This window comes from Mesorhizobium sp. P2_E9, assembly GCF_056403815.1.
Genome location: NZ_JBFUET010000024.1, coordinates 21,384 through 46,146 on the forward strand (window position 1 = coordinate 21,384; position 24,763 = coordinate 46,146).

At 62.8% G+C, this 24,763-nt stretch carries 27 protein-coding genes; 12 read left to right on the plus strand and 15 right to left on the minus strand.

Annotation, left to right across the window (positions count from 1 at the left end; genetic code table 11):
• The first annotated feature begins 192 nt into the window (after positions 1 to 192).
• The gene (locus tag AC1D05_RS32205; protein ID WP_477446537.1) at positions 193 to 1,059 is read left to right on the plus strand and encodes an SMP-30/gluconolactonase/LRE family protein; all 867 of its coding nucleotides are present in this window, start codon (positions 193 to 195) and stop codon (positions 1,057 to 1,059) included.
• Between the two features lie 86 nt (positions 1,060 to 1,145).
• Here AC1D05_RS32205 and AC1D05_RS32210 read toward each other — a convergent pair whose 3' ends face one another.
• The 4 genes from AC1D05_RS32210 to AC1D05_RS32225 form a co-directional block, all read right to left on the minus strand.
• Positions 1,146 to 1,493, minus strand: coding sequence for an antibiotic biosynthesis monooxygenase family protein (locus AC1D05_RS32210; RefSeq protein WP_477446539.1), 348 nt, complete (start codon positions 1,491 to 1,493; stop codon positions 1,146 to 1,148).
• Positions 1,494 to 1,581: 88 nt separating this feature from the next.
• Complete coding sequence (locus tag AC1D05_RS32215; protein WP_477446541.1) at positions 1,582 to 3,465, minus strand: ABCB family ABC transporter ATP-binding protein/permease; 1,884 nt, start codon at positions 3,463 to 3,465, stop codon at positions 1,582 to 1,584.
• Between the two features lie 25 nt (positions 3,466 to 3,490).
• Positions 3,491 to 3,838 (minus strand): ArsR/SmtB family transcription factor, encoded by a 348-nt coding sequence (locus AC1D05_RS32220; RefSeq protein WP_477446543.1) that lies wholly within the window; start codon positions 3,836 to 3,838, stop codon positions 3,491 to 3,493.
• Between the two features lie 67 nt (positions 3,839 to 3,905).
• Positions 3,906 to 4,838, minus strand: coding sequence for a LysR family transcriptional regulator (locus AC1D05_RS32225; protein WP_477446545.1), 933 nt, complete (start codon positions 4,836 to 4,838; stop codon positions 3,906 to 3,908).
• A 93-nt stretch (positions 4,839 to 4,931) separates the two neighbouring features.
• Here AC1D05_RS32225 and AC1D05_RS32230 point away from each other — a divergent pair, with 93 nt between their 5' ends.
• Positions 4,932 to 5,729 (plus strand): NAD(P)H-dependent oxidoreductase, encoded by a 798-nt coding sequence (locus tag AC1D05_RS32230; protein ID WP_477446547.1) that lies wholly within the window; start codon positions 4,932 to 4,934, stop codon positions 5,727 to 5,729.
• Between the two features lie 12 nt (positions 5,730 to 5,741).
• Here AC1D05_RS32230 and AC1D05_RS32235 read toward each other — a convergent pair whose 3' ends face one another.
• Complete coding sequence (locus AC1D05_RS32235) at positions 5,742 to 7,385, minus strand: LysM peptidoglycan-binding domain-containing protein (RefSeq protein ID WP_477446549.1); 1,644 nt, start codon at positions 7,383 to 7,385, stop codon at positions 5,742 to 5,744.
• Between the two features lie 143 nt (positions 7,386 to 7,528).
• On the opposite strand from AC1D05_RS32235, the gene AC1D05_RS32240 reads away from it, so the two are divergent.
• Positions 7,529 to 8,140, plus strand: coding sequence for an LOG family protein (locus AC1D05_RS32240; protein ID WP_477446551.1), 612 nt, complete (start codon positions 7,529 to 7,531; stop codon positions 8,138 to 8,140).
• Positions 8,141 to 8,203: 63 nt separating this feature from the next.
• On the opposite strand, the gene AC1D05_RS32245 is transcribed toward AC1D05_RS32240, so the two are convergent.
• Positions 8,204 to 9,094, minus strand: coding sequence for a LysR substrate-binding domain-containing protein (locus AC1D05_RS32245; RefSeq protein ID WP_477446553.1), 891 nt, complete (start codon positions 9,092 to 9,094; stop codon positions 8,204 to 8,206).
• A gap of 110 nt (positions 9,095 to 9,204) precedes the next feature.
• Between AC1D05_RS32245 and AC1D05_RS32250 the strand changes: the two genes are divergently transcribed.
• The 4 genes from AC1D05_RS32250 to AC1D05_RS32265 all read left to right on the plus strand — a co-directional run bounded on the left by AC1D05_RS32250 (position 9,205) and on the right by AC1D05_RS32265 (position 14,682).
• Positions 9,205 to 9,495 (plus strand): muconolactone Delta-isomerase family protein, encoded by a 291-nt coding sequence (locus AC1D05_RS32250; protein WP_477219411.1) that lies wholly within the window; start codon positions 9,205 to 9,207, stop codon positions 9,493 to 9,495.
• Positions 9,496 to 9,644: 149 nt separating this feature from the next.
• Positions 9,645 to 10,718: a glycosyltransferase gene (locus AC1D05_RS32255; protein WP_477446555.1), complete on the plus strand. Its 1,074-nt coding sequence runs from the start codon at positions 9,645 to 9,647 to the stop codon at positions 10,716 to 10,718.
• Positions 10,719 to 10,812: 94 nt separating this feature from the next.
• The gene (locus tag AC1D05_RS32260; protein WP_477446557.1) at positions 10,813 to 13,530 is read left to right on the plus strand and encodes a class I SAM-dependent methyltransferase; all 2,718 of its coding nucleotides are present in this window, start codon (positions 10,813 to 10,815) and stop codon (positions 13,528 to 13,530) included.
• Between the two features lie 153 nt (positions 13,531 to 13,683).
• A complete protein-coding gene (locus AC1D05_RS32265; RefSeq protein ID WP_477446559.1) occupies positions 13,684 to 14,682 on the plus strand; it encodes a transporter in 999 nt (332 codons plus the stop codon).
• On the opposite strand, the gene rarD is transcribed toward AC1D05_RS32265, so the two are convergent.
• The 8 genes from rarD to cysS form a co-directional block, all read right to left on the minus strand.
• The gene (gene rarD, locus AC1D05_RS32270; protein ID WP_477446561.1) at positions 14,657 to 15,592 is read right to left on the minus strand and encodes an EamA family transporter RarD; all 936 of its coding nucleotides are present in this window, start codon (positions 15,590 to 15,592) and stop codon (positions 14,657 to 14,659) included. The two genes, AC1D05_RS32265 and rarD, sit on opposite strands and share 26 nt — an antisense overlap.
• 136 nt (positions 15,593 to 15,728) lie before the next feature.
• Positions 15,729 to 16,268: a hypothetical protein gene (locus tag AC1D05_RS32275; RefSeq protein ID WP_477446563.1), complete on the minus strand. Its 540-nt coding sequence runs from the start codon at positions 16,266 to 16,268 to the stop codon at positions 15,729 to 15,731.
• 4 nt (positions 16,269 to 16,272) lie between these two features.
• Positions 16,273 to 17,895 carry a citramalate synthase gene (gene cimA, locus AC1D05_RS32280; RefSeq protein WP_477446565.1) on the minus strand — a complete coding sequence of 541 codons (1,623 nt, stop codon included), beginning with the start codon at positions 17,893 to 17,895 and terminating at the stop codon, positions 16,273 to 16,275.
• Positions 17,892 to 18,842 (minus strand): prolyl aminopeptidase, encoded by a 951-nt coding sequence (gene pip / locus AC1D05_RS32285; protein ID WP_477446567.1) that lies wholly within the window; start codon positions 18,840 to 18,842, stop codon positions 17,892 to 17,894. Before pip ends, cimA begins: the two co-directional genes overlap by 4 nt.
• On the minus strand, positions 18,839 to 19,315 hold the full coding sequence (locus AC1D05_RS32290) for a GFA family protein (RefSeq protein ID WP_477446569.1): 477 nt from the start codon (positions 19,313 to 19,315) through the stop codon (positions 18,839 to 18,841). Before AC1D05_RS32290 ends, pip begins: the two co-directional genes overlap by 4 nt.
• Entirely contained in the window at positions 19,312 to 19,803 is a 492-nt protein-coding gene (locus AC1D05_RS32295; RefSeq protein ID WP_477446571.1) for a GFA family protein, read from the minus strand. Before AC1D05_RS32295 ends, AC1D05_RS32290 begins: the two co-directional genes overlap by 4 nt.
• Positions 19,804 to 19,809: 6 nt before the next feature.
• Complete coding sequence (locus AC1D05_RS32300; protein WP_477446573.1) at positions 19,810 to 20,196, minus strand: VOC family protein; 387 nt, start codon at positions 20,194 to 20,196, stop codon at positions 19,810 to 19,812.
• Positions 20,193 to 21,626, minus strand: a complete 1,434-nt coding sequence (gene cysS / locus AC1D05_RS32305) for a cysteine--tRNA ligase (RefSeq protein WP_477446574.1) — start codon at positions 21,624 to 21,626, stop codon at positions 20,193 to 20,195. The genes AC1D05_RS32300 and cysS overlap by 4 nt, the downstream gene beginning before the upstream one ends.
• Before the next feature lie 166 nt (positions 21,627 to 21,792).
• On the opposite strand from cysS, the gene AC1D05_RS32310 reads away from it, so the two are divergent.
• Both AC1D05_RS32310 and AC1D05_RS32315 read left to right on the plus strand, forming a co-directional pair.
• A complete protein-coding gene (locus AC1D05_RS32310; protein ID WP_477446575.1) occupies positions 21,793 to 21,933 on the plus strand; it encodes a hypothetical protein in 141 nt (46 codons plus the stop codon).
• A 110-nt stretch (positions 21,934 to 22,043) separates the two neighbouring features.
• The gene (locus AC1D05_RS32315) at positions 22,044 to 22,199 is read left to right on the plus strand and encodes a hypothetical protein (protein ID WP_081294303.1); all 156 of its coding nucleotides are present in this window, start codon (positions 22,044 to 22,046) and stop codon (positions 22,197 to 22,199) included.
• Positions 22,200 to 22,327: 128 nt separating this feature from the next.
• Here AC1D05_RS32315 and AC1D05_RS32320 read toward each other — a convergent pair whose 3' ends face one another.
• Positions 22,328 to 23,089 carry an SOS response-associated peptidase gene (locus AC1D05_RS32320; RefSeq protein WP_477446577.1) on the minus strand — a complete coding sequence of 254 codons (762 nt, stop codon included), beginning with the start codon at positions 23,087 to 23,089 and terminating at the stop codon, positions 22,328 to 22,330.
• A 126-nt stretch (positions 23,090 to 23,215) separates the two neighbouring features.
• Between AC1D05_RS32320 and AC1D05_RS32325 the strand changes: the two genes are divergently transcribed.
• The 3 genes from AC1D05_RS32325 to AC1D05_RS32335 all read left to right on the plus strand — a co-directional run bounded on the left by AC1D05_RS32325 (position 23,216) and on the right by AC1D05_RS32335 (position 24,757).
• Positions 23,216 to 23,650: an NUDIX hydrolase gene (locus tag AC1D05_RS32325; RefSeq protein ID WP_477446579.1), complete on the plus strand. Its 435-nt coding sequence runs from the start codon at positions 23,216 to 23,218 to the stop codon at positions 23,648 to 23,650.
• 92 nt (positions 23,651 to 23,742) lie between these two features.
• Positions 23,743 to 24,120, plus strand: a complete 378-nt coding sequence (locus tag AC1D05_RS32330; RefSeq protein WP_477446581.1) for a TIGR02301 family protein — start codon at positions 23,743 to 23,745, stop codon at positions 24,118 to 24,120.
• A 379-nt stretch (positions 24,121 to 24,499) separates the two neighbouring features.
• Entirely contained in the window at positions 24,500 to 24,757 is a 258-nt protein-coding gene (locus tag AC1D05_RS32335; RefSeq protein WP_015318556.1) for a hypothetical protein, read from the plus strand.
• Positions 24,758 to 24,763: the final 6 nt, after the last annotated feature.

Consider the following 24,763-nt stretch of genomic DNA (forward strand, 5'->3'; position numbering starts at 1 on the left):
TTTCACCATGTCAAACTCGCAATATTCTAAGGAACACCGACTTCGAGGGTGCTTAGACTCAGCGTTGCGGCGACTGAGCTGAATTGTTGCGCGATGCCTGTCGGTAACGCGCGCCGTCACCCGTCCTTGGTGAGGCAACGTCATTAATGGACCGCCCGGCCATGAATGACGCGCACAACTAGGAGCACCCACATGCAGAAACCATCAGCCCATCAAGCACGTCTCGTCACTGCCGGCCTTGCCTTCGGGGAATCGCCACGCTGGCATGACGGGCGCCTGTGGCTTTGCAATTGGGGCACGGGTGAAATCATCGCCATCGATGCTCAGGGCAATCGCGAGATCATGCTCACCGTGCCGGCCGTCCTGCCCTATTCCATCGACTGGCTGCCGGATGGACGCCTGCTGGTCGTCTCAGGCCGAGAAGGCCTGCTGCTTCGGCAAGAAGCTGATGGCGGGCTCGTCACCCATGCCGATCTGCGTGGCCTGTCGAAAGGCCCGTGGAACGAGATCGTCGTCGATGGGCGCGGCAACATCTATGTCAATGGTGGCGGGCCGACGCCGGCTCCCGGTGAGCATTTCGGTCCCGGCGCGATCGTGCTGATCACGCCGGACGGTGCGGTCCGGCAAGTGGCTGACAACATAGCCTTTGCCAACGGCATGGCGGTGACCCCAGACAACAAGACGCTGATCGTTGCCGAATCCCACGGCAACCGGCTTACCGCCTTCGACATCGCCGGCGATGGCACCCTGTCCAACCGGCGCATTTGGGCCGATCTCGACGGCTACCCCGACGGCATCTGTCTCGATGCCGAAGGGGCGATCTGGTACGCGGATGTCCCCAACAAGCATTGCGTGCGGGTGCGTGAAGGCGGTGAGGTGCTGCAGACCGTTACCGTCGATCGCGGCTGTTTTGCCTGCATGCTGGGCGGTGTGGACAGGCAAACACTGTTCATCGTCGCCGCGCAATGGCGCGGCTTCGAGCACATGGTCAGCGATGCCCGCACCGGCCAGGTGCTCAGCATGAAGGCGCCGGCACCTGGCGTCGGCTGGCCCGGCTAAAGCGCGTCGCATCGACGCCCTTTAGCCTCCTTTTGTTTATGCATGTCGTCGTCCCAAAACCGCTACACACTTTTGGGCGACATGCATTAGAGCCCGGGAACCCGCTGGTAGTTGGCGATGTCGGCCCGAACGCCGAGCCGTGCGAGCGTCTCCTGCGGGTTGAACGCAACGCGCTCGTGCGCCGCCTTGACGATCGGCACCACCTTGTCGATGGCCGCCTGGCTTTCCCATTCGACGATCGTCACCAGGTTGAATTCACCTGGCCCCGAAAATTGTTCGAGCAGCAAATCCTGCACGAAGCCCTGCTGCTGGCGCAGCAATTCATGCGTCGTTCTGACCTTGACGAGGATCTCCTCGCGGGCGGCGGCCGGGACGACGAACTTATCCACCCTGAACACGCTGCCGCCGTTAACATTCTGATTTATGTCGTTCATTTCAACTGTTCCGTTCCTGGATGATGGTGTTCTCGGGCTCCAGGAACGGGCGTACAATCTCAACCTAAGTTGAGGTCAAGCGCAAAAATCAATTTACCTCGGACGTGCGGCGGCGAACGATGACGCCAAGCTCGTCGCCTTCGCGGGCGAGACGCAGCCGCTCTTCGGCTTCGGTCGCCTCGCGCTGGCGGTCCCACATCGAGGCATAGAGGCCATGCTTTCGCATCAGCTCGACATGGGTGCCGCGCTCGGCGATCTGGCCGTCCTTCAGCACGATGATCTCGTCGGCGGAAATCACCGTCGACAGGCGGTGGGCAATCACAATGGTGGTGCGCCCCTTGCTGACCAGATCGAGCGCGGCCTGGATCTCCTGCTCGGTGTGGCTGTCCAGCGCCGAGGTGGCTTCGTCGAGCATCAGGATCGGCGGCGCCTTCAGGATGGTGCGGGCAATCGCCACGCGCTGCTTCTCGCCACCCGAAAGTTTTAGGCCGCGCTCGCCGACCATCGACTTGTAGCCGTCGGGCAGTTTTTCGATGAACGGGCCAATCTGGGCGAGTTCGGCCGCCTTGCGCACCTCCTCCTCGCTGGCACCGACGCGGCCATAGCGAATGTTGTAGGCGATGGTGTCGTTGAACAGGACCGTATCCTGCGGCACCATGCCGAGCATCGCGCGCAGGCTGTCCTGGGTGACATCCCTGATGTCCTGGCCGTCGATCAGCACCTGACCGGCCTGCACGTCATAGAAGCGGAACAAAAGCCGCGAGATGGTCGACTTGCCCGCGCCCGACGGCCCGACAATGGCAACCGTCTTGCCGGCCGGCACCTCGAAGGAAACACCCTTCAGGATCTTGCGGTTCGGATCATAGGAGAAATGCACGTCGCGGAACTCGACCTTGCCGGCGCCGACGACCAGCGATTTCGCACCAGGCTTGTCGACGATCTCCTGCGGCACGTCGAGCAGGTCGAACATGTGCTCGATATCGGTCAACCCTTGCCTGATTTCGCGGTAGATGAAGCCGATGAAGTTGAGCGGCACGGAAAGCTGCACCAGCATGGCGTTGATGAAGACGAAATCGCCGACGGTCTGCGTGTGAGCCTGCACTTCCAGCGCGGACATGCACATGACGACGACCGTGCCGAGGCCGAAGATGACGCCCTGGCCAAAATTCAGCCAGCCGAGCGAGGTCCAGGTCTTGGTGGCGGCGACCTCATAGCGCGCCATCGAGCGGTCGAAGCGCTCGGCCTCCATGCGCTCATTGGTGAAATATTTGACCGTCTCGAAATTGAGCAGCGAGTCGATCGCCTTGGTATTGGCGTCGGTGTCGCTGTCGTTCATGTCGCGGCGGATCGAAATGCGCCAGTCGCTCGCCTTGACCGTGAACCAGACATAGAGGCAGACGGTGGCTGCGACGACGGCCACGTATTTCCAGCCATAGGTGAAACCGAATATGCCGGCGGTCAACGCGAATTCGAGAATGGTCGGCGCGGTGTTGAGCATGATGAAGCGCACGATCGTCTCGATGCCCTTGGTGCCGCGCTCGATAATGCGCGACAGACCACCGGTGCGGCGCTCCAAATGAAAGCGCAGCGACAGCTGGTGCATGTGGACGAAGGTGCGGAAGGCAAGCTGGCGCACCGCATGCTGGCCAACGCGGGCAAACAGCGCATCGCGCAGCTGGTTGAAACCGAGCTGGACCAGCCTCAGCACATTGTAGGCAACGACCAGCATCACAGGGGCAAGCATGAAAGAAGGCAGCGGCGGTGGCACCTTGGAGCCGCCCGCCAGCGCATCGGTTGCCCATTTGAAGAAATAGGGACCGGCGACCAGTGTCAGCTTGGCGACGACCAGCAGCAGCGTCGCCCAGGTGACGCGCGCCCTGAGGTCGGCGCGGTCGGCCGGCCACATATAGGGCCAGAGGTTGCGCAAAGTCGTGAGGGTTGAGGTGTCGGCGGAGACGGTTTTTTCGACCACTTTTCTTGCCTTTTGGGTGAGAGGGTCAGCGGCCGGAGCAGCAGGAATTGACGAGCGCGTTCAGCGATGTGGACAGGTTGGCGAGCGCGGCATGATCGACCGCATAGCGCGAGCGCTGGCGATCAGGCTCGAAGCGGACCAGACCGGCCTCGACCAGTATTTTCAGATGCTGCGAGACGGTCGACTGCGCCAGATCGAAACGGTCGACGACTTCGCGGCAGCAGCACGAATTGCTAGCTGAGAGGTGCTTCAGTATCTCAATCCGTGCCGGATGCGACAACGCCGCGAAACGCGCCGCGACCGCGCGGCTGTCGGAGATGCAGTTGGGTAGAGCGCTGGTGGCGCGGTCTGGTTCAAGGGCGGATTGTGTCATCGTTCATCGGCGATAGACGATGGACGGCACCGCTGCAAGCTACTCTTCCGGGCAGATCGGACGGCGGCTAGTACTCCGGTATGGATTTCTCGATCCCTGGAATGGCGGCGATCTGTTCAGCCAGAAACTCGACCAGCAAGCGGACCCTTGCGACGCCCGCGCGCTCCGGGACAATCAACATGTTCAGCGGGACGGACGGCAGCGTATAATCCGCCAGGATTGTCTCGAGCAGGCCCGCCGCCAGAAGATCGTCCACAAGCCATCGATGCGCCGGCGCGATCCCGCGAGCGGCGACCATGGCCTGCCGCGCGGCAAGCCCATGATCGATACGCAGTCGCCCCGTGAAAGGCACCATATGACGTTCGCCACCGGCGCCCCGCAAAATGAGTGTTTCGCTGCCCGCCACGTTCGACATCCGGATGCCCTCATGCCGCGATAGATCCGAGGGGACAGCCGGTCTTCCCCGCGCCGCCAGATAATCCGGAGACGCTACGAGCAGACGCCGCGACTGGCCGAGAGCCCGCAGCTTCAACGAGCTGTCGGTGAGCGGTCCCAGGCGAAGCGCGATATCGACGCCCTCGCGAACGAGATCCACCCGCTCATCCGTGAGGCTGAGATCAACCCCGATGTCAGGATGACGGTCCTGAAAAGCGAAGATCAGTCGGCTGACATGCAAGACACCGAAGGCCGCCGTACAGCTTATCCGGATCGTGCCGGCAGGCGCGCCACGCGTGCCCCGGGCCTCATCGCTGGCCTGTTCGACAAGACGCAGGATCTGAACGCTGTTGGCATAATAGCGGCTGCCTTCGGCGGTCATCGTCACACGTCTGGTCGTTCTGCTGAGCAAAGGCACGCCGACCGCGGCTTCGAGCTCCCGCAGGTGCCGCGTGATCGTTGATTGCCCGACCCCAAATTCGCGCGCGACGGCCGACAGGCTGCCACGCTCGGCCACGCGAACGAAGGTGCGCATGCGCTCGAATGTAATGTCTGACTTATCCATTATTCGGCACAATATTATGCATTACCTGCATATAGCGGATCACTCTGTCACTGGCTACCTTCCCGTCAGTTTCCTCAACGTTGGATCTGACCCATGAAAGTTCTGCTCGTCTTCGCTCACCCTGAATCACGCTCGCTGAGCGGCGCCCTTCGTGACGTCGCCGTCAAGGAACTCGAGGCTCAGGGACATGAGGTGCACGTATCGGACCTGTACGCCGATGGCTGGAAATCCGAAGTCGATCGTGCCGACTTCCCATCGCAAGACCCTGATGCGCGCTTCATCCCGGTCGCGGCTTCCAAGAAGGGTTTCGAGGCCAACACGCTAACCGGGGATGTAAAGGCCGAGATCGAAAAGCTGATGTGGGCCGATACCTTGATCTTGCAGTTCCCGCTGTGGTGGTTCGCCATGCCTGCGATCCTCAAGGGCTGGGTCGACCGTGTGTTCGCCTATGGATTCGCCTATGGCGTTGGTGAGCATAGCGATCGGCGCTGGGGCGATCGCTATGGTGAGGGGACCCTTGTCGGGAAACGCGCGATGTTGATCGTGACCGCCGGCGGCTGGGAGGAGCACTACACGCCGCGCGGTATCAACGGACCTATCCACGACCTGCTGTTCCCGATCAACCACGGGATCCTCTATTACCCGGGATACGACGTGCTTCCGCCGTTCGTGGTCTACAAGGTCGATCGTCTCGAAGAGGCCGGCTTCGAACCCGTGGCCGAACGCCTGCGTCACAGGATGCGGACACTGGCGACGACGCCGCCCATCCCATACCGTCGGCAAAATGGCGGAGATTATCTCATCCCGAGCATGAATCTCCGCCCTGAGCTGGGTGATCCCGGTGCAACCGGTTTCACGCTTCACTCCAACCAAGCAGGCGATGTCGGCTGATCAAGGTGGCTTCTACTCCGTCTTGGCCGGCGCTGTCGTCGCCTGCTCGCCCATCGCCTTGAGGTCGGCGGCTTCGCCTTCCTTGGACTTTTCCGGGACCTTGAACACCTGTCCTGGCCAGATGCGATTGGGATCCCTGATCTGGTCCTGGTTGGCGAGATAGATGGTGGAATAGCGCACGCCATGGCCATAGACGCGCCGCGAAATCCGCCACAGCGTATCGTTGCGGCGGATGATGACAGCGCCGTCGGCATGTTCGAGCTTGGGCGATACGACCTCCGGCACGTCGCTTGGCGGCGTGGCCGCAGCGACGGCGGCCGGAGCCTCAGTGGCGGGTGCAGCGGGTGCCGGAGCGGCGGCAACAGCCGGCGCCTCAGCGGCCGGTAAGGCAGGAGCCGGCGCTGGCTCGGCCGGGGCAGCCGCAACAACGGCAGGCGCGGCAGCAGCGGGAGCGGCAGGGGCTTCGGCGGCAGGTGCGGCAGGCTTGGTCTCGGCCGGCTTGACCTCTGCCGGCTTGACCTCCGCAGGCGCCACGGCGGCAACCGCTTCACCCGGCTCGCGCTCGAACGGCACGGCGGCGCGGGCCACCACCTTCACACCGTCGGCATCGAGGCCGTCGACATGGATGGTGTAGCTGCCGACTGGAATGTCGCGCGTCGCCTCGACGAGGAAATGACCGTCCGGCGATGTCTGCGCGTCTCCGAGCAGGATGTCGTTGGCATAGGCGCGCACCTTGCGGCCCGGATCGGCAAGGCCGGCGACAAAGATCTTGTTGCCGTCGATCTCGACCGCCTCGACGACGATCTTGGGTTCGGCCACGGCTGCGGCGGGCGGTGTTGCCGGCGCGGCGGGAGCCGGTGCAGCCTCGACGACGGCTGGCGCCGGGGCCGATGCGGCTGGCGCCGGAGCAGCCGTTGCGGGCGCTTCGGCGGCCGGAGCTGGCGCCGGGGCAGCCGGTGCAGCAGCCTGGTCGCCGGTGGCAGGTGCCGCCGGTTTGGTCTCGGGCGCCGGAACCGTCAGCAGTTCGGCCGGCTTGCCCGGCTCCTCGACCATGGCCAGCACCTGGCCGGCGGCATTCTTGGGAACCGAAACGACGGCGGTCTGCACCGAGACGGTCACCACCGTGCCGACCGCCGAACGCAGGGCAATTGTGTAGTCGCCCGGCTTCAGCGGATCGTCGAGCACGATGACGAAAGCGCCATCGGGGCCAGCCACGGTCGAACCAAGCACGGTCGTGCCACTGAGGATCTCGACCTTTGAATTGGGCGCCGCATTGCCGGCAATGACGATCGAACCATTGCTCTCGACGCGCACGACATCGAAGGTCGGCGCGATCGGGCCGGCCGCTGCTGGCGCCGCCGGAGCCGCCGCATCGGTTGCAGGCGCTGCCGGGGGCGTGGCTTCCGTCGCAGGCGCGGCCGGAGCGATCGCCTGGGGCGCCGCGGCGGGAGCGGCCGGCACCGCCGGCGCCGGCAGTCGCCCTTCGGTGCCGGGATCAGCCGGTTTCGGCGCCTCGGGCGGCGTCAAGGCCGCGACCTGCGCCGGCGGCGTTGGATGAAGATACGGGTCGAGTGCGCCCGATACATAGGCGGTTCCCGCGGCCGCGACGGTCCCACCCGCCGCGAACAGGAACGCCTTCAATGGATTAATTGCCATATTTCCCTACCCCTTAGCCACCTAATGCCGGTCTAGCGTGTTTTCCCAATGCCGACAAGAAAAACGGGCCGACAAGAAAAAGCCCGAACTTGTCAAGCCTTTGGGCTTGACCCCGCTTTCAGACCCAATCACCAATCATCCGTATGAACACGATTCGATCCGTCTGCGTCTATTGCGGCTCGTCGCCGGGCCGCGATGAAATCTATGCGAAGGCCGGGCACCTGCTTGGGCGCTCGATTGCCAAAGCGGGCCTGCGGCTGGTCTATGGCGGCGGCACCAAAGGCATTATGGGCGCCGTCGCCGAAGGCGCGCTCAAGGCCGGCGGCAAGGTGACGGGCATCATTCCCCGCTTCCTGATCAACAAGGAAGCAACCGAAACCGCGCTCGACCGGCTCGACGAACTGCTGATCACCGACAATATGCACGAGCGCAAACACAAGATGTTCGAGAAATCCGACGCCTTTGTGGCGCTGCCGGGCGGCATCGGTACAGTCGAGGAGATCGTCGAGGTCATGACCTGGGGGCAACTCGGCCATCACCGCAAGCCGATCGTCTTCGGCAATGTCAACGGATTCTGGGATCCGATGCTGTCGTTGCTTGATCACATGGCGGCAGAGGGCTTCATCCACACGGCAAAGCGCGTTCAGCCGCTGGTGATAAACGACCCGGAAGCCATCGTCGCCGCCATCATGGTGGCAGGCTCGTCCGTCGATGCGCCGACCGAAGGCATGCAGTCGGTGATCGACAAAATGTAGGGAATAGGCGGTAGGGAATAGGGCCTGCCTACTGCCTACTGCCTACTGCCTACTGCCTACTGCCTACTGCCTACTGCCTATTGCCCTCCGCAAATCCCCAATCACCGCCCGCCGATCCTGCCGCCGCCAGGCGAGATGGATCGCCACGCTGCGCTTGAACCAGGGAAGGTCGCGGAAGACGATCCCCGCCGGCGCCGCACTTCGCAGGCTCTCCTGCACCGTCGCTAGGCCCAGTCCGGCGCTGACCAGGCCGAGCGAGGTCAAGGGATCAGCGGTCTCATAGGCGATGTCGGGCACGAAGCCGGCCTCGATGCAAGCGGCCAGGAACTGGCCGCGATTGGTGTCGGCGGGCTGGCGCACCACGGTGATCCACGTGCGACTATCGAGATGATGCGGGCGGATGTCGGCGACAGCCGTGAGCGCATCACCCTCGGGCATCGCCAGCACCAACGGCTCGCGGCGGGCCAGCATCGAGGCAATTTCGGGATAGTCGGCCGGCGGCGGCGAATAGACCAGGCCGAGATCGAGCGTGCGCTGGCGCAGCCCCTCCAACTGCGCGGCGGAGCGCAGGCTCATCAAGCTGAGATTCAATTGCGGCCGGTCGCGGCGAAACTGCCTGAGCATGCCCGCGACCAGACCGGCATGCACCGCGCCTTCGACATAGCCGATGGCGAGACGGCCGGCGGCACCCGTTGCAAGGTCACGGCCGAACGCCTCCAGCCGCTTCGCGCCTGCGAGAAGCATCCTGGCCTCGGTGAGGAAGGCGCGGCCCTCGGCATTGAGATGAACGCGCTGCTTTGCCCGTTCGAACAGCGCGACGCCCAGCTGCTGCTCAAGCTGCATGATCTGCCGGCTGAGCGGCGATTGCGAGATATGCAGCAGTTCGGCCGCACGACCGACATTGCCGGTTTCGGCGACAGTAATGAAGTAGCGGAGCTGGCGCAGGTCGAACATTTTTATCCGAAAGTTTACGTCCTTACAGGTCTCAACTTTAGCCTAATCAGTCTTGGACAGTCTGACTAGTCACTGGGATAGTCGGCCATCCCAACCTAGAGGAGACCGATATGCAGTTCTTTGCCCTTCTCACCCGCAACACCGCAAAGTTCGGCGACGCCGACTTTGCACCGCTTCTGCCCGGCGAAGCCGAACAGCGGCGCACGCTCTACGCCGAGGGCGCGGTGCGCCAGGTCTGGAACCGCGGCGACATTCCCGGCAGCGGCATGATGTTCGAGGCATCAGACGACGCCGAAGTGCGCGGCCATCTCGCCACTCTGCCACTGATCAAGGCCGGCATGATGGACATCGCCGCGATCGTGCCGCTCAACCCCTACCCCGGGTTTGGGCCGAAGCGCTGAACCGCATCGGACGGCGCGGTCGGCGGCGCTCACCGCCGGCCGCTGGTCGAGCGGCAAGGTAGAAGCCTCGCGGACGCTCCGGCGATTTCCATTTGCGGCGACTCTCCTGGTTGGTTATCGGGGAGATGCGCAAGGGGGATTGAACGGTGGTGAACAGGACAGACGGCGATGCGGATCGCGTTCCACGCGCCTCCGTCGTCATGACCGTCTATACGGACCAGCGCTTTCTCGATGCCGCGGTCAACAGCATCCTGACTCAGGAGTTCGATGATCTCGAACTCATCATTGTCGATGACGGCACGGGCCAGGACGCAGTCTTCCAGGAGCTGGCGCGTCGCGATCTACGCATCCGGCTGATCACCAACCCGACCAATCTCGGCACCGCAGCTGCCGCCAATCGCGGCATCGAGGCCGCCCGAGGCGCGATCATCCTGCGCCTCGACGCGGACGATATCGCCGAGCCTGCGCATGTCGGACGACTGGTCGCCGCCCTGGACGAGGATCGCGAACTTGGCCTCGTCGGACACGCGGTAACGCTGATCGACGAAGCCGACCGCGTCGTCGGTGCGCAGCTTATGCCCGAGACGGATCTGGAGATCCGCTGGACGATCCTGTTCCACAATCCCTTCTACCATTCGACGATCGCCTACCGCCGCGGCTGCTTCGAGGCCGCCGGGCGCTACAGGATCGATGAACTGGTCTCGCAGGACCATTATCTGTGGTTCGACATGCTGCCTCTGTGCCGGGCGCGAAATCTTGCCGAACCGCTGACGCGCTACCGGCTGAACGCACTCGGGCTAACTGCGACAAACGCTACGAATGCCCGCAATCGCACGCATCCGATCCGCCAGGCATCATGGGCGCGCCTCGGCCTGACCTATGACCTTTATGACGACGCCTTCGCCCAGGACCTCACCCGATTCATCCGCGGGCACGTGATTGCCGTCGACCGACGCGCCGCCGCCTACGGCAAGTTGCTTGGCGTGCTCAAGGCCTTTCTCGCAGCGTCACGGCCCTTCCGGCGCACGGAGGATGCGGTTGCGGCAAGGCAGCTGGCCCATGGCATCGTCGCGCGCATGCTCGCCAGCCCGCCGCCGGGTCTGACGGAGATGCTGCGCGTCTGCTATCTGTGCTGGCCGCTCGACTGGCGCACCGTAATCGGTGCTCTGGCAAAGCGGCTGACGATTGGGCTCAAGGCGAGCTTGCCCAAAACAGGCAGCTGACTGAAGCAGCTGACTGAATCGGTGCCGGACCAATTGACGAGGAACAGCATTCTGGAAACCGAAGGTGCCGTCTCTGCCTCAAAGAGTGAGAATTATGAACCCTGATTATTCCGCGTGGTTTGCAGGCAAGAGCCTTTCGACCGACTGGACCTCGCGCTTCTTTCCCCTCTGGGCCACGCTGCTGCAGTCGCGCCGCGATGAGGCTCTCGATGTCCTGGAGATCGGCTCCTGGGAGGGCCGGTCGGCGATCTTCTTTCTCAACTATTTCGGCAAATGCCGGCTGACATGCATCGATACATTCGCCGGCAGTCCCGAACACACGCTGCGCCACAAATGGAGCGACCAGCTTGCGCATGTCGAGCAACGCTTCGACAGCAACCTGGCCGCGTTCGGCGAACGGGTCGAGAAGATCAAAAGTCCCTCGTCCCAGGCATTGGCCCGCCTTGTCACCGACGAGCGGCGTTTCGACCTCGTCTATGTCGACGGCAGCCATCACAGCGCCGACGTCCAGTCCGATGCCGTGTTCTCCTGGCCGATGGTGCGGGACGGCGGGATTGTCATTTTCGACGATTACGAATGGACTTTCTTTGCCAACGAGGTCGAGCGCCCAAAACTCGGGATCGACAGTTTCCTGTCGGTGCAATCAGGCCAATACCGCGAACTGTACCGAGGAGAACAAGTCATCATCCAGAAGATCGGCGTCGCCAGGAACGAGCGCCCGGTAATTTCTTCTCAGCCGCCTCCTGTCCCTCGGGAAGAACCCGTCGACAAGCCCAAAGCCGACGGATCCGAAAACGACGTCGAGTTTGTGCTGATCGCCGAGGCGGGCATTCTCGAAGCACAGGCCCTGCTGCTGTGCGAAAGCATAAGGTGTTTCGCCGGCTCTTATTCACGGTCCCCGATAATTGCGGTCTCGCCGCGAAGCAGCCGTCGCCCGTCCGCGTCGACGATAGACCGGTTCGAGCAACTGGGAGTGGACTATCTGCCGATCGAAATCGACAGCCGCTGCCCGCAATATGGCCCTTCATACCGGGTCCATTCGCTTGCCCATGTCGAAAGACGGACCGGGCCGCCGGTCATCATCATGCTTGATAGCGACGCGATATTCATAGCCGAGCCCGACTTTTCGTTGGGCACATGCTCCGCCGCTGCTCGCCCGGTGGACAGCAAGGGGATGTGCACGACCGGCCCTGGCGACCCATTCGACGCTTACTGGCGACAGCTATGCGTCCTTGCCGGTGTCGACTACGAACACCTGCCGATCGTGCGCACGAGCGTCGACGGCCTCGCTGTGCGCGCCAGCTACAATGGCGGGCTCATCGCCGCAAAAAGGGCGAGCGGCCTGTTTCAGCACACCGAGGATATTTTCCGGAAGCTGGTGGCCGCCAATATGAAACCATGGGCCGGCGCCGAGCCAACCTACGGCACCGGGACCGGCATCCTGCAAGGGGAGGCCACGGCCTTCTGGGGCACGAGCCAGGCTGCTTTCTCACTGGCGGCCACCGCCGGCAACCATTCCGTGCGGCTTTTGCCGGCCACGCATAATTTTCCGCTTCACAACTTCAACCCGGCCTCGGCGCCCGACCCGGCCCGGCTGGTCCATATCCACTATCATGGACTGTTCAACGAGGGGTCGGCTGCCGCGAACCCCCTGCTGGACGGAACATTTGCGCTGCCTGCGGGAATAGCCGAATGGCTCGAGGCCCGGTTGCCATTGCGCAAGCCCCCTGCGCAGGCCGTGCAGATGCCGAACCGCGCGCGCCACTCCCGGAGAAAAGCGATCCTCGTGCTTGGGATGCACCGCAGCGGGACCTCGATGCTTGCCGGCACCATCGCCGCATTGGGATCGGCCGGCCCCAAAAGACCGTTGCGCGCCGACGGCAACAATCCCAGGGGATACTGGGAAAGCACCCCGCTCAATTTCGCCAACGACGAACTGCTCGCAGCGGCTGCCTCCTCGTGGCATGACTGGCGGCCGCTCAATCCGCAATGGCTGCAATCGCTGGCGGCGGAGCGTCACCGCCACAAGATCAAGGCGATCCTGGCAAGCGAATACGGCGATGAACCGCTGTTTTTCGTCAAGGATCCCAGGATTTGCCGGTTCGTTCCGTTCATGTCGTCGATCCTAGCCGAAATGGAGGTCGAGCCGGTTGCCCTGCTTCCGCTCCGCAACCCCCTCGAGGTCGCTTACTCACTGCAGCGGCGGGATGGATTGCCGCTGGCAAAATCCCTTTTGCTCTGGCTCAGGCACGTGCTCGATGCGGAATTTCATTCACGGCACATGCCACGTCATTTCATGCGCCATGAACAATTCCTGATCGACTGGCGACATCATGTCGAGCGTGCGGCGGAGAAGACCGGGATCGTCTGGCCGGCACCCTCCGACCTAGTGGAAGCCGAGATAGGGCGCTTCCTGACAGCGGACCTGCACCGTGAACGGGCAACAGTCGGAGACTTACAGAGCCATCCGGATGTGACACCGCTGATACGCACCGCCTACGACGTTCTATGTGCCATGGCGGACGACGGCGACAGCCAGAAATTGCGTGACGAGCTGGACCTTATGCGGGCGAAGTTCGACGAAAGTTGCGCTGTCGTGGGGGCCGCGGCGGCGGCCGAGTCAGACCATTTGCGCGGCGAGCGCGACGCAATCAACCGCGCCTGTCATGAGCTCGGCCTCGAACGGAACGCATTGGTGCGCGACCGAGACAATCTCGCTGCCGAACGCGCCGCGCTGCTCGCATCGCCCACCTGGCTACGATTGACAGCCCCATTGCGGTGGATGCGAAGTCCATCCAAGCGTCGAAAATGACGGCAATTGGTGGATCGAGGCCTCTCCCTGCTCGACACACTGTGACCCGCTGTCAAGAAACCGTCACACGAAACCGGGTTCGCTCGTGCTAGGAATTGCAGAGGTGCCGCTGCGCGGCGCCAGCTGTCGAAACCTGCATCTGGCACTACGCCCATGGATATCGCCCTCGCCCCGGAAGGCACCGACCTGTCGCCTTACCTGCCCGACGAGCACGGGCTGTTCTTCATCTATCATTTCACCGCTGGGGGCGTGCGCACCAAGGACCCCGCGCAAGCGCGATGGACCTGGCGCAGCTACCAGATCACCGATCTGCACGCCCGCCAGGAAATCGCCGCCGAGAAGGCTTTGCCGGCCCCGGCGCGCGATGCTTTCCTCGCGCCCAGCCATGGCTGCCACATCGACTACGAGGATGACTGGCTGTTTGGCGACCTGCCGGACCTCAGGCACGATTTTTCGGAAGCGCGCGGGCTCGTCCATTTCCGCTTCGCCTTCAACGACACGATGCTGATCGGCGCCCGCAAGCAGCCTCTGGAGTCGGTCGACGCGGTCCGAAAGGCGGTGGAAAACGGATCGCGGAAATTCCGCTCGCCAGCGGAACTGATCGAGGCGGTCATGGGTCAGTCGCTCGACGGCATGTCGGGCGAGCTCGGCAAACTCGGCGACACGCTCGACGGCATCGAGGACCGCGTCGTGCGCGACGCGTGGCACAATGAACGCCAGTCGCTGGTCGAGGCGCGCCGGCAGCTGGTGGTGATCCATCGGCAGATGGCGACGCTCACCAACCTGTTTCGCCATCTCGATCATTCGCATCGCGACGAGCTGCCCGATCTGATCAACGACATGGCAGCGAGGCTCTCGCATCGGGCGCTCACCCTCTACAATGACGGCGAGCAGTTGCAGGCGCGCACGAGGTTGTTGCAGGACGAATTGATGGCCAAGCTGACCATGCAGTCGAACCAGCTCCTCTATGTTCTCTCCGTCATGACGGCAGTGCTGCTGCCGATGACCATCATCTCGGGCCTGTTCGGCATGAATGTCGGCGGGCTGCCGCTGGTCGATACGCCAGCGGGCTTCTGGGTGGTGACGGCTGTGTCGGTGGTTATCGCTTTGGCCACCTACCTGTTCGTCAGGCGGCTTGGCCGCGGGTTGTAGCGGCGGCCCGGCGGGCCGTAACCAGCATCGACCAGGAATAGATCGCCAAGGCTGCCCAGATCAGGGCAAAGGCGATGGCCTGTGCCGTGCCGAACGGTTCATCGAAAATCAGAACGGCAATCAGGAACACCATGGTCGGCGCGATATATTGCATGATGCCGATGGTGGAGAGCCGCAGCAGCTTGGCGCCGAAGGCGAACAACAGCAATGGTATCGATGTGACCGGGCCGCAGCCGATCAGCAGGGCAGTGTCTGTGCCGTTGCTGGACACGATGTGGTCCTGCCCGGTCGTGATCAGGTAGACGATGTAGCCGAGAGCCGGCACGGACAGCAAAAGCACTTCGAGCAGAAAACCCTGGCTTGGGCCAATCGGCAGCGTCTTGCGGAAGAAGCCATAGGCGGCGAAAGAGAAAGCCAGCGCCAGCGATACCCAAGGCAGCTTGCCGCCCTCGATGGTCAGCAGCGTGACGGCGACCGCCGCTAGCGCGACAGCAGCGATCTGCAACCGATCGAGCCTTTCGCCCAGCAGCACGGCTCCGACCACGACCACCACCAGCGGGTTGATGTAATAGCCGAGCGCGGTCTCGACGGTGCGGTCGACGGAAATCGCCCAGACATAGATGCCCCAGTTGACCGAGATGAGCGCTGCCGTCAGCGCCGCCATGGCGATGGTGCGGGGTGAGCGAATCGCCGCCTTGAAATCCGCCGTGCGGCCGGCCCAGACCAGAACCGCGGCGGCGATCGGCACCGACCAGACGATGCGGTGGGCGATCACCTCGGCAAGCGGCAGATGCGCCACCGCCTTCATGTAGAAAGGCAGCAATCCCCACAAGAGATAGGCACCCAGCGCCAGCAAGAAGCCGCGACGGGCTTTTGAATCTGCATCCAGGGCAATTGCTTTAGCGACCATGGGCCAACGCTATGGCCCAGTAACCTTGGCAAGACCATCGCAAAGTTGTGATGGATCAATGGACTTTTGGTGATGGTTCAAGCGGCTGCCTTCGCAGAACTGCATTCCCGAGAGCTATGGCAACAAGCCTGTCAGCTCATTTCTGAACCGGCTTCTCGACAAGCTCAAAGAAAAGCCGGTCGGGCGCGCCCTCATCATGCCTGAAGCCCGTCAGCTCGGCGGCAAGATCGAGAGGAATGTCGAAAACGACGTCGACTCCTGAGCGTTCGGCATCTTCTTCATCCTGTTTTGAAAAGGCCTCCTGCCTTACGCCTTCAAAGGATGTCGGGAGGTCGCCTGCGGCATGAAGGTCCCTGACGTTTTTGTCCCCGGTATGCCATACTTTCCAGATGTTCTTTCCGCTGCTCCAGAATTCGGCGCGAGCGAACATAGTATGTTCTTCTATGTGCACCACGACCATTTCCCTGCCCTGCGAGAACGCCGACAGATAGCTGTCAGGAGGATTTGGAAAGCTGCAGTAGCCCAGGATGATAATCGCCCAATTCTTTTCGCTGCTATAAGCGTTGACCGTGGCATCGAAATCTTCTGACGAACCACCGACTTCCCTACCGAACAAGGTTGCAGCTTCCTTGATCCCGTAAGCGCGGAAGCCAAACCAGCTTATCGAGAAGCCCACGCGCCTACTCCGCCGCCACCAGCCCCGCCATCTCGCGGTTCTTCATCAGCTTGTAGATGATCGAATCCATCAGCGCCTGGAACGAAGCGTCGATGATGTTTTCAGAAACCCCGACCGTCCACCAGCGCGCACCGGTGCCGTCATGCGATTCGATCAGGACGCGGGTGATGGCCTCGGTGCCGCCATTGAGGATACGGACCTTGAAGTCGGCGAGTTCGAGATCGGCGATCTCGTTCTGGTACTTGCCGAGATCCTTGCGCAACGCGATGTCGAGTGCGTTGACCGGGCCATGGCCCTCCGCCACCGACATCTTCTCCTCGCCCTCGACCAGCACCTTGACCACCGCTTCCGACACCGTCTTCAGCTGGCCATTGGCATCGAAGCGGCGTTCGATCATGCAGCGAAACGAAGTGACGTGGAAAAACTCCGGCAGGCCATGCAGCATCTTGCGCGCCAAGAGCTCGAAGGAGGCGTCAGCGCCCTCATAGGCATAGCCCTCGGCCTCGCGTTCCTTGACGACAGCGATCAGCGCGTCGAGCCGGTGATCGTCCCTGGGCACCTCGATGCCGCGCCGCTTCAACTCGGCGAGGAAATTGGCCTTGCCGCCCTGGTCGGAGACCATGACGCGGCGGCGATTACCGACCGTTTCCGGCGGCACATGCTCGTAGGTCGCCGGCTCCTTGGCCAGCGCGGAGGCATGGATGCCGGCCTTGGTGGCGAAAGCCGAGGCGCCGACATAAGGCGCCTGCGCTTCCGGGGCACGATTCAAGAGTTCGTCGAAAGCACGCGACAGACGTGAAATGCCGGTCAGCGCTTCGGCCGAAATACCGGTCTCGAAGCGATCGGCGAAGGCGGGCTTCAGTGCCAGCGTCGGCACGATCGAGATCAGATTGGCGTTGCCGCAGCGCTCGCCGATGCCGTTCAGCGTGCCCTGGATCTGGCGCACGCCGGCCTCGACAGCGGCCAGCGAATTGGCAACCGCCTGGCCGGTATCGTCATGGGCGTGGATGCCGAGATGATCGCCCGGTATGCCTGAGGCGATGACCTTGTCGACGATGACGCGCACTTCCGACGGCTGCGTGCCGCCATTGGTGTCGCACAACACCACCCAGCGCGCGCCGGCGTCGTATGCGGTCTTGGCGCAGGCCAGCGCGTAGTCGGGATTGGCCTTGAAGCCGTCGAAGAAATGTTCGCAGTCGACCATCGCTTCCTTGCCCGAAGCGACCGACGCCTCGACCGAGACCTTGATGGAGTCGAGGTTCTCCTCGTTCGTGCAGCCGAGCGCGACGCGGACGTGATAATCCCAGCTCTTGGCGACGAAGCAGATGGCGTCCGATTTCGACTGAACAAGCGCTGCAAGGCCAGGATCGTTGGATGCCGACACCCCGGCCCGCTTGGTCATGCCGAAGGCAACGAATTTGGCGCGTGCCGTGCGCTTCTTCTGGAAGAATGCCGTGTCGGTCGGGTTGGCGCCGGGATAACCGCCCTCGACATAATCCATACCGAATTCGTCGAGCAATTTTGCAATCGCGATCTTGTCCTCGACGGAAAAGTCGATGCCCGGCGTCTGCTGGCCATCGCGCAATGTGGTGTCGAAGAGATAGAGGCGCTCGCGGGTCATGGTCATTTGCCTGCAAATTTGTCCGTCGCGCGGATCAGCCGGTCGAGGATGCCGGGCTCCGAATAGGCATGGCCGGCGCCCTCGACGAGGTGGAAATCGGCCTTCGGCCAGGCCTTGTGCAGCGCCCAGGCGTAGCGCGCCGGACATGGCATGTCGTAGCGGCCGTGGACGATGGTGCCGGGAATATCGCCGAGCTTGTGCGCGTCGCGCAGCAGCTGTCCCTCCTCCAGCCAGCCGGCATGGACGAAATAGTGGTTCTCGATGCGGGCAAAGGCGATGGCATAGTCGTCCTCGCCAAACTTGTCGCTGGTTTCAGGCTCCGGCAGCAGCGTGATCGTCTCGCCTTCCCAAAGGCTCCAGGCGCGAGCCGCCTCTATCTGCGCCTTGCGGTCGGAACCGACCAGCCGCTTGCGGTAGGCCGCCATCATGTCGCCGCGCTCGGCTTCGGGGATCGGCGCCAGGAAGCGTTCCCACTTGTCGGGAAACATCTCGGAGACGCCGAACTGATAGTACCATTCGAGTTCGGCCCGGGTCAGCGTGTAGATGCCGCGCACCACCAGTTCGCTGACGCGATCGGGATGCGTCTCGGCATAGGCGAGCGCCAGCGTCGAGCCCCAGGAGCCGCCGAACACCAGCCATGTGTCGAAACCGGCCATTGCGCGCAGGCGCTCGATGTCGGCGACGAGATGCCAGGTCGTGTTGGCCTCCAGCGAGGCATTCGGCGTCGATTTTCCGCAGCCGCGCTGGTCGAACAGGATGACGTCATAAAGCTTTGGATCGAACAGCCGCCGGTGTTTGGGCGAAAAGCCGCCGCCCGGTCCGCCATGCAGGAACACTGCCGGCTTGGCGCCCTTGGTGCCGGAACGCTCCCAATAGACCATGTGGCCATCGCCGACATCGAGCATGCCGCTATCGAACGGTTCGATCTCCGGGTAGAGGGTGCGCAAGCTCATAGTTTCAGGCCCTGTTGCGGCCAGTTGGCCGTTTCGTGATCGGGATGCTGGAAGGAGATGATCTGCTCCTGCCTTGTGTAGAAGTCAGGATCCTGATGGACGGGCTGATCGAAGATCGTCTCCACCCAAGGCAGCCGCGCGGCGTAGTTGACCTGGATCTGCGGCGCCAGATCGGAGCGATCGTCGAAGGCGCCGATGGCGATCTCGAGCCCGCCGGGCTGGCGGTAGGTCAGCGGTGTACCGCAGCGGGCGCAAAAGCCGCGATCGATGTTGACCGACGACTGGAAATAGCTCGGTTCCTCATGGGTCCATTCGACACCATCCCTGGGCACGGTCACCAGCGCGCCGAAGAACGAGCCGAACTGTTTCTGGCACATGCGGCAATGGCAGATGGACGGGCGCCCGAGCGCCCCCTTGATGCGGAAGCGCACGGCGCCGCACTGGCAGCCGCCGGTTCGGACAGTCTCGGTCATGGTCTTTCCTCCGGCGGCCATTGGTCGGTGTCGTGGTCAGGATGCTGGTAGGAGACAAGCTCGGCGAGATAGGGAGCCGACCCCATGTCCGCCATCGTATCCTCGCCCGGCAATTGCGGAATGGTGTCGACATAAGGCAGTTTTGCCTCCGTGCCCCACTGGATGGTCGGTGCGATATCGGCGGGATCGTCGAAGGCAGCTATCGCCAGCGCCATGCCGTCCGGCGCCTCGAAGGTCAGCGGCGTGCCGCATTCGGCGCAGAAGCCGCGCCAGGCGGCATTGGAGGAACGGAAACGCTTGGGCTCACCGCGTGTCCAGTCGACCTTGGCGCCGCGCACCGAGACCAGCGGCAGGTAGAAATTGCCGCTCGCCTTCTGGCACATGCGGCAGTGGCAGACCGACGCGTCGCCAAGCGTGCCCTCGACGCGGAAGCGCACCGCGCCGCACTGGCAGCCGCCTGTGTAGACCGGCCGGTTGTCGAGGCTCATCACGTCTCACTCCGGATCATGGCAGACGGCCTCGACGTTGTTGCCGTCGGGGTCGAAGACGAAGGCGCCGTAGTAGTTCGGGTGATAGTGTGGGCGCAGCCCCGGCGCGCCATTGTCCTTACCGCCGACGGCAAGGGCCGCGGCATGAAAGGCGTCGACCTCGGCACGGCTGCGCGCGGTGAAGGCGACGTGTTGATGGGCCTTCTGCCCATCTTTGCCTTCCTGCAGCCAGAACACCGGCCGATCGCGACCGTAACCACCAACCTTGGCGCCGCCGGTGTATTCCAGCGGCACCATATAGAGCAGCGAGGCACCGAGCGGCGCCATCGCCTTGTCGTAGAAAGCCTTCGAAGCGTCGAAATCGGCAACGTCGATGCCGAGATGGTCAATCATCTTTTTACCTCCCAGGTGGTGATGCGTTCGCCGGTGGCCGGATCCTTGCCGTCCTTCAATTGTACACCTTGCGCCAAAAGGTCGTCGCGGATGCGATCGGCTTCGGCCCAGTTCTTGGCGGCGATGAGAGCGAGGCGCTCGGCGATGGCCTTGGCGACCTTGTCCTCATCCACCTCTGCCGACGCGATGTCGAAACCAAGGAACAGCAGCGACGCTTTCAACGAAGCGGCGGCCTCGTTGCCGTCCGCGGCCTCGCTGGCCAATTGCGTCAGCACCTGGAAGGCGGAATAGGTAGCGAGATCGTCCGACAAGGCATCGATGACCTCCACTGGTACCTGCCCGGCAGTCGGCGCCAGGTCCGCCGCGCGTTTCCATTTGCGCAGCGTATTCTCCGCCTCCTCCAGCTTGCGCACGGAAAAGTCGATCGGCTCGCGGTAGTGCGTCATCAGCATCGCCAGCCGCAGAACCTCGCCCGACCAGCTGCGACCGCCGAAGGTCTCGGTCGCCAGCAATTCGTGGATCGAGTAGAAATTGCCGAGGCTCTTCGACATCTTCTGGCCCTCGACCTGCAGGAAGCCATTGTGCATCCAGACCTTGGCCATGACTGATGTGCCGTGGGCGCAACGCGACTGGGCGATCTCGTTCTCATGATGCGGGAAGATCAGGTCGAGGCCGCCGCCATGGATGTCGAAGACTTCGCCGAGATAGGCCGCCGACATCGCCGAGCATTCGATGTGCCAGCCCGGCCGGCCCCTGCCCCATGGGCTCTGCCAGCCCGGCTCTTCCGGCGACGACAGCTTCCACAGCACGAAATCGCCGGGGTTCTTCTTGTGCGCGTCGACAGCGATGCGGGCGCCGGCCTGCTGCTCGTCGAGATTGCGCTTCGACAATTGCCCGTAATCCGGCATCGACGCGGTGTCGAACAGCACTTCACCCGCAGCAACATAGGCATGGCCGCGTTGGATCAGGCTTTGAATCAAGGTGATCATGTCGGCCTTGCCGTCGGCGCGAGGCTCGACGAACTCGGTGGCGCGCGGTTCGACCGTCGGCTCCAGGCAGCCGAGTGTAGCCACATCCCTGTGAAACTGGTCGGCGGTCTTTTCGGTCACCCGCCGGATCGCTTCGTTGAGCGACAGTTTTCCGGCTGAGATCTCGCCGCCGAAATCGCGCAGCGCACGCGCGTTGATCTTGTCGTCGACGTCGGTGATGTTGCGAACATAGGTGACATGCGTCTCGCCATAGAGATGACGCAGCAAGCGGAACAGCACGTCGAAGACGATGACCGGCCTGGCATTGCCGATATGGGCGAAGTCGTAAACGGTCGGGCCGCAGACATACATGCGCACGTTCAGCGCATCGATCGGAACGAAACTTTCCTTCGTGCGCGTCAGCGTGTTGTAGAGGCGCAGGCCCTGCGATGCGTCTGACATTCCATGCCTTCCCGGTTCAGAACTTCTTATCTGGATGGAGCCAGCCGCGCGCCGAGGCGCAAATCAGACTCCAGCCTGCTGGCCGGGGCGTTTGTCCAATCTGGGGAAAGATGAGGCGAAAACGTCCGGACCAGCGCGAGGCTAGCCAATAATGCAAATGCCACAAATGGCGAAAGACGTTTTCATGGGCGGCTTTATCGCCTTGGCCAGTGTTGCCGTCAAGCCGCTGATCCCAGGAAAAACGTCGACAGGACCGGCAAACCCGTCGCCCGATCACGCGGAATCAGCCAGTGAAACATTTTATTAAACATGTCGGCACAGTCATGAAACATTCGCCGGCTAGATCACCAAGCGTCACGATTTGGTCGGAATCAACGGTCAAACGCGAACACGAAAACGTTACCTGGGAAGAGAAACATGTCTCGAAGCAAGCAAGACGCCACCCGCGCCAAGCAACCGGCGCTGGCCAGCCACTATCGCGCGATCGGCCCGGCCGCGATCGTCGCCGCCCTTCTTCACACCGCGAAGAAGAAGAAGCCGGCACCGAAGATCGTATCGCCCCGCGCTGCCTGAAGCAGTGTGCGGCCGGCGCCAAAGGCGCCGGGCATGAGGCGCTGATCTACGCCTCCAGATAACAGCTTCGATCTTTTGTGTGAGCATGATCTTCCCCGAAAACCGGGGCCACTTTTCAGGATCATGCTCTAAAACAGCGTCATCTGACTGTCGTCCGCGCCGGGCTTCTGGCGCTTGACCTTCTCGGGCTCCGGCCCGATCTCGCCCCTCACCTGAATCTCCGGACCGGTGTTGGCGACCTTGTTGACGAGGTCGGAGACGGGGATAGCCTCGAAGAAATCGAGTTGCGCCGGCCGCAACAGGTCGGCGACATCGCGCGGCTCCAATGTGCGGCAATCCAGCCAGCGGGCGAAATCCCTGGGATCGATCACCACCGGCATACGGTCGTGGATATGGGCGATGTCGGCATTGGCGTTGACCGTCAGGATGGCGCCGGTGTCCATTTCCGAGCCGCCAGGCTCCGCATAGGTCTCGATCAGGCCGGCAAAGGCGACCAGCCCGCCATGCCTGGGGCGGATCCAATAGGGTTGCCCCTTCTTGCCCCCGGTCTGCCGCCATTCATAGAAGCCTGACGCGGGCACCAGCGCGCGGCGATGGCGCATGGCGGCCTTGAAAGAGGCCTTTTCGATTGCGCCTTCCGAGCGCGCATTGAACAGCAGTGGAAACTCCCTGGTGTCCTTCACCCAGGTGGGAATGAGCCCCCAGCGCACCAGCATCGGCTGCCGGTCGGGCAAATTGGAGCCAGGCGCCCGCGGCGCGCCGGCGCTGGCAACCAGGATCGGCTGCGTCGGCGCGATGTTGTAGCGCGCCGGGAAATCCTCAAGTCCCGCCACGTCCAGATAGGCCGCGGTCTGATCCGGCGTCGCGGTCAAGGCAAAACGTCCGCACATGGTCGATTGGCGCCCTTCGAATGGTTCGGGTTGAAGGTGGCGATGGAAGCGGCGTTGCGCAACCGCTAAAGCTTCCTCATGCTGGGCGGTCCACAACAGACCTGCCATCGAGCCCGATCGGAAACCATGAACGAACAGCGCAAGACACTTCCGGCCGTCTCGGTGGCCGTCGTGCGTGGTGACGCCGTGCTGCTGGTCAAGCGAGCGCGGCAGCCCTCACAGGGGCTGTATGCCTTCCCAGGCGGCAAGGTCGAGGCCGGCGAGACGCTGGAGGATGCGGTACGGCGCGAACTGCTGGAAGAGACCGGCTTGCATGCCGCCGATTTCCGCCCGCTTCGGGAGATCCATATCGACGGCAGGGACGACTCCCATCCGGTCGATTACCGCCTCACAGTCTTCGGTGCCGCCTATGCCGGCGGCGAGGCCGTGGCCAGCGACGATGCCGAGACAGCCGCTTTCTACACGCTGCGTGAGATGGCCGCGCTGCCGCTTGCCGGTTCGGTGTTCGCGGTGGCCGAGGAACTCCTCGGTCCGCACTCAAACACCTCGGCGCAGCGCTGAAAAATCGCCTTGCAGGCGACAAATTGTTTCGCCACAAAGGCTTACACTGTCTGGCCAGCCATAACGGCCTAGCTGTTAGGCAGAGAAGCGTTATGAACCGTCCGTCAATACTCCTTGTCATTTGCCTTGCGGTCAGCGCGGCCGTGCCAATGCGCCCGGCGTTCAGTGCCGAGTCGCCGTTCGAGCCGGGGCTGATGCGGCTGGCGGAGGTTTTGGGGTCGCTGCATTTCCTGCGCAATCTGTGCGGGGAGAAGGGCGACCAGTGGCGTGGCGAGATGGAAAAACTGCTCGATTCGGAAAATCCGGATCCGGAGCGCCGCGCCCGTTTCATCGCCAGCTTCAACCGCGGCTACCGCTCCTTCGGCGGCACCTATACCCAGTGCACCGCTTCGGCCACCGAAGCCATCAGCCGTTATATGAAGGAAGGCGAAACGCTGTCACGCGACATCGCCTCGCGCTATGGCAACTAACCCGTTTCGATGCGGCGCGCTCTAGACAATCCATCAACAGATCTCCGGGCCGTCGCCGGGCATGTCGGACAAATCCGGCTTGTACCGGTCTGTGTCTTGGTGCAATCCTGATGTTGCACTTCTGCAACAGCGTTAATGAAACGTTAGCGCACGAATGCGGAATTAACTCAAACTGAAGGTTTTCGCCCCGCAGGCCGGCCTAATCGGCTAAGTTTGATCCGGGTTGAAACGCAGCTTCGCCAAATACAGCCGTCTCCTGTAAAAGACGATCAAAAAAATGTCGTATTTACAGATACTTACTTCGACGCTGCGGGCAAACGGAACAGATCAAGCCTGATCCGCACTGGCGGATTGCCGCTTGAAAAGGTGGACATCGCTTATGGAACATGCTGCCAACGACATCGATGCCCTGGTCAGGGAAGAAAAGCGCCTGACCGCGGTGGAGAGCCACAGCGAGGCCTGGGCGGAGGGTCTGTCGGCCGGCATCGAGCCGGAGATCATTGCCGAAGCGGCGCTCGAGACCGCATTCGGCGAAATGCTGCGCGCCAACGGCGAGACCTCGGCTCTTGCCCTGCTCGACCGCATGCGCGAGAAGGTGATTGCTGGCGCCTTCGAACCCGAGCGGCTGCGCCACTGAACCGAC

Coding starts and splice junctions, on each gene's coding strand:
- AC1D05_RS32205 (WP_477446537.1), top strand. CDS start 193: ATGCAGAAACCATCAGCCCATCAAGCACGTCTCGTCACTGCCGGCCTT.
- AC1D05_RS32210 (WP_477446539.1), bottom strand. CDS start 1,493: ATGAACGACATAAATCAGAATGTTAACGGCGGCAGCGTGTTCAGGGTG.
- AC1D05_RS32220 (WP_477446543.1), bottom strand. CDS start 3,838: ATGACACAATCCGCCCTTGAACCAGACCGCGCCACCAGCGCTCTACCC.
- AC1D05_RS32225 (WP_477446545.1), bottom strand. CDS start 4,838: ATGGATAAGTCAGACATTACATTCGAGCGCATGCGCACCTTCGTTCGC.
- AC1D05_RS32230 (WP_477446547.1), top strand. CDS start 4,932: ATGAAAGTTCTGCTCGTCTTCGCTCACCCTGAATCACGCTCGCTGAGC.
- AC1D05_RS32235 (WP_477446549.1), bottom strand. CDS start 7,385: ATGGCAATTAATCCATTGAAGGCGTTCCTGTTCGCGGCGGGTGGGACC.
- AC1D05_RS32240 (WP_477446551.1), top strand. CDS start 7,529: ATGAACACGATTCGATCCGTCTGCGTCTATTGCGGCTCGTCGCCGGGC.
- AC1D05_RS32245 (WP_477446553.1), bottom strand. CDS start 9,094: ATGTTCGACCTGCGCCAGCTCCGCTACTTCATTACTGTCGCCGAAACC.
- AC1D05_RS32250 (WP_477219411.1), top strand. CDS start 9,205: ATGCAGTTCTTTGCCCTTCTCACCCGCAACACCGCAAAGTTCGGCGAC.
- AC1D05_RS32260 (WP_477446557.1), top strand. CDS start 10,813: ATGAACCCTGATTATTCCGCGTGGTTTGCAGGCAAGAGCCTTTCGACC.
- AC1D05_RS32265 (WP_477446559.1), top strand. CDS start 13,684: ATGGATATCGCCCTCGCCCCGGAAGGCACCGACCTGTCGCCTTACCTG.
- rarD (WP_477446561.1), bottom strand. CDS start 15,592: ATGGTCGCTAAAGCAATTGCCCTGGATGCAGATTCAAAAGCCCGTCGC.
- cimA (WP_477446565.1), bottom strand. CDS start 17,895: ATGACCATGACCCGCGAGCGCCTCTATCTCTTCGACACCACATTGCGC.
- pip (WP_477446567.1), bottom strand. CDS start 18,842: ATGAGCTTGCGCACCCTCTACCCGGAGATCGAACCGTTCGATAGCGGC.
- AC1D05_RS32290 (WP_477446569.1), bottom strand. CDS start 19,315: ATGACCGAGACTGTCCGAACCGGCGGCTGCCAGTGCGGCGCCGTGCGC.
- AC1D05_RS32295 (WP_477446571.1), bottom strand. CDS start 19,803: ATGAGCCTCGACAACCGGCCGGTCTACACAGGCGGCTGCCAGTGCGGC.
- AC1D05_RS32300 (WP_477446573.1), bottom strand. CDS start 20,196: ATGATTGACCATCTCGGCATCGACGTTGCCGATTTCGACGCTTCGAAG.
- cysS (WP_477446574.1), bottom strand. CDS start 21,626: ATGTCAGACGCATCGCAGGGCCTGCGCCTCTACAACACGCTGACGCGC.
- AC1D05_RS32310 (WP_477446575.1), top strand. CDS start 21,793: ATGGCGAAAGACGTTTTCATGGGCGGCTTTATCGCCTTGGCCAGTGTT.
- AC1D05_RS32315 (WP_081294303.1), top strand. CDS start 22,044: ATGTCTCGAAGCAAGCAAGACGCCACCCGCGCCAAGCAACCGGCGCTG.
- AC1D05_RS32320 (WP_477446577.1), bottom strand. CDS start 23,089: ATGTGCGGACGTTTTGCCTTGACCGCGACGCCGGATCAGACCGCGGCC.
- AC1D05_RS32325 (WP_477446579.1), top strand. CDS start 23,216: ATGAACGAACAGCGCAAGACACTTCCGGCCGTCTCGGTGGCCGTCGTG.
- AC1D05_RS32330 (WP_477446581.1), top strand. CDS start 23,743: ATGAACCGTCCGTCAATACTCCTTGTCATTTGCCTTGCGGTCAGCGCG.
- AC1D05_RS32335 (WP_015318556.1), top strand. CDS start 24,500: ATGGAACATGCTGCCAACGACATCGATGCCCTGGTCAGGGAAGAAAAG.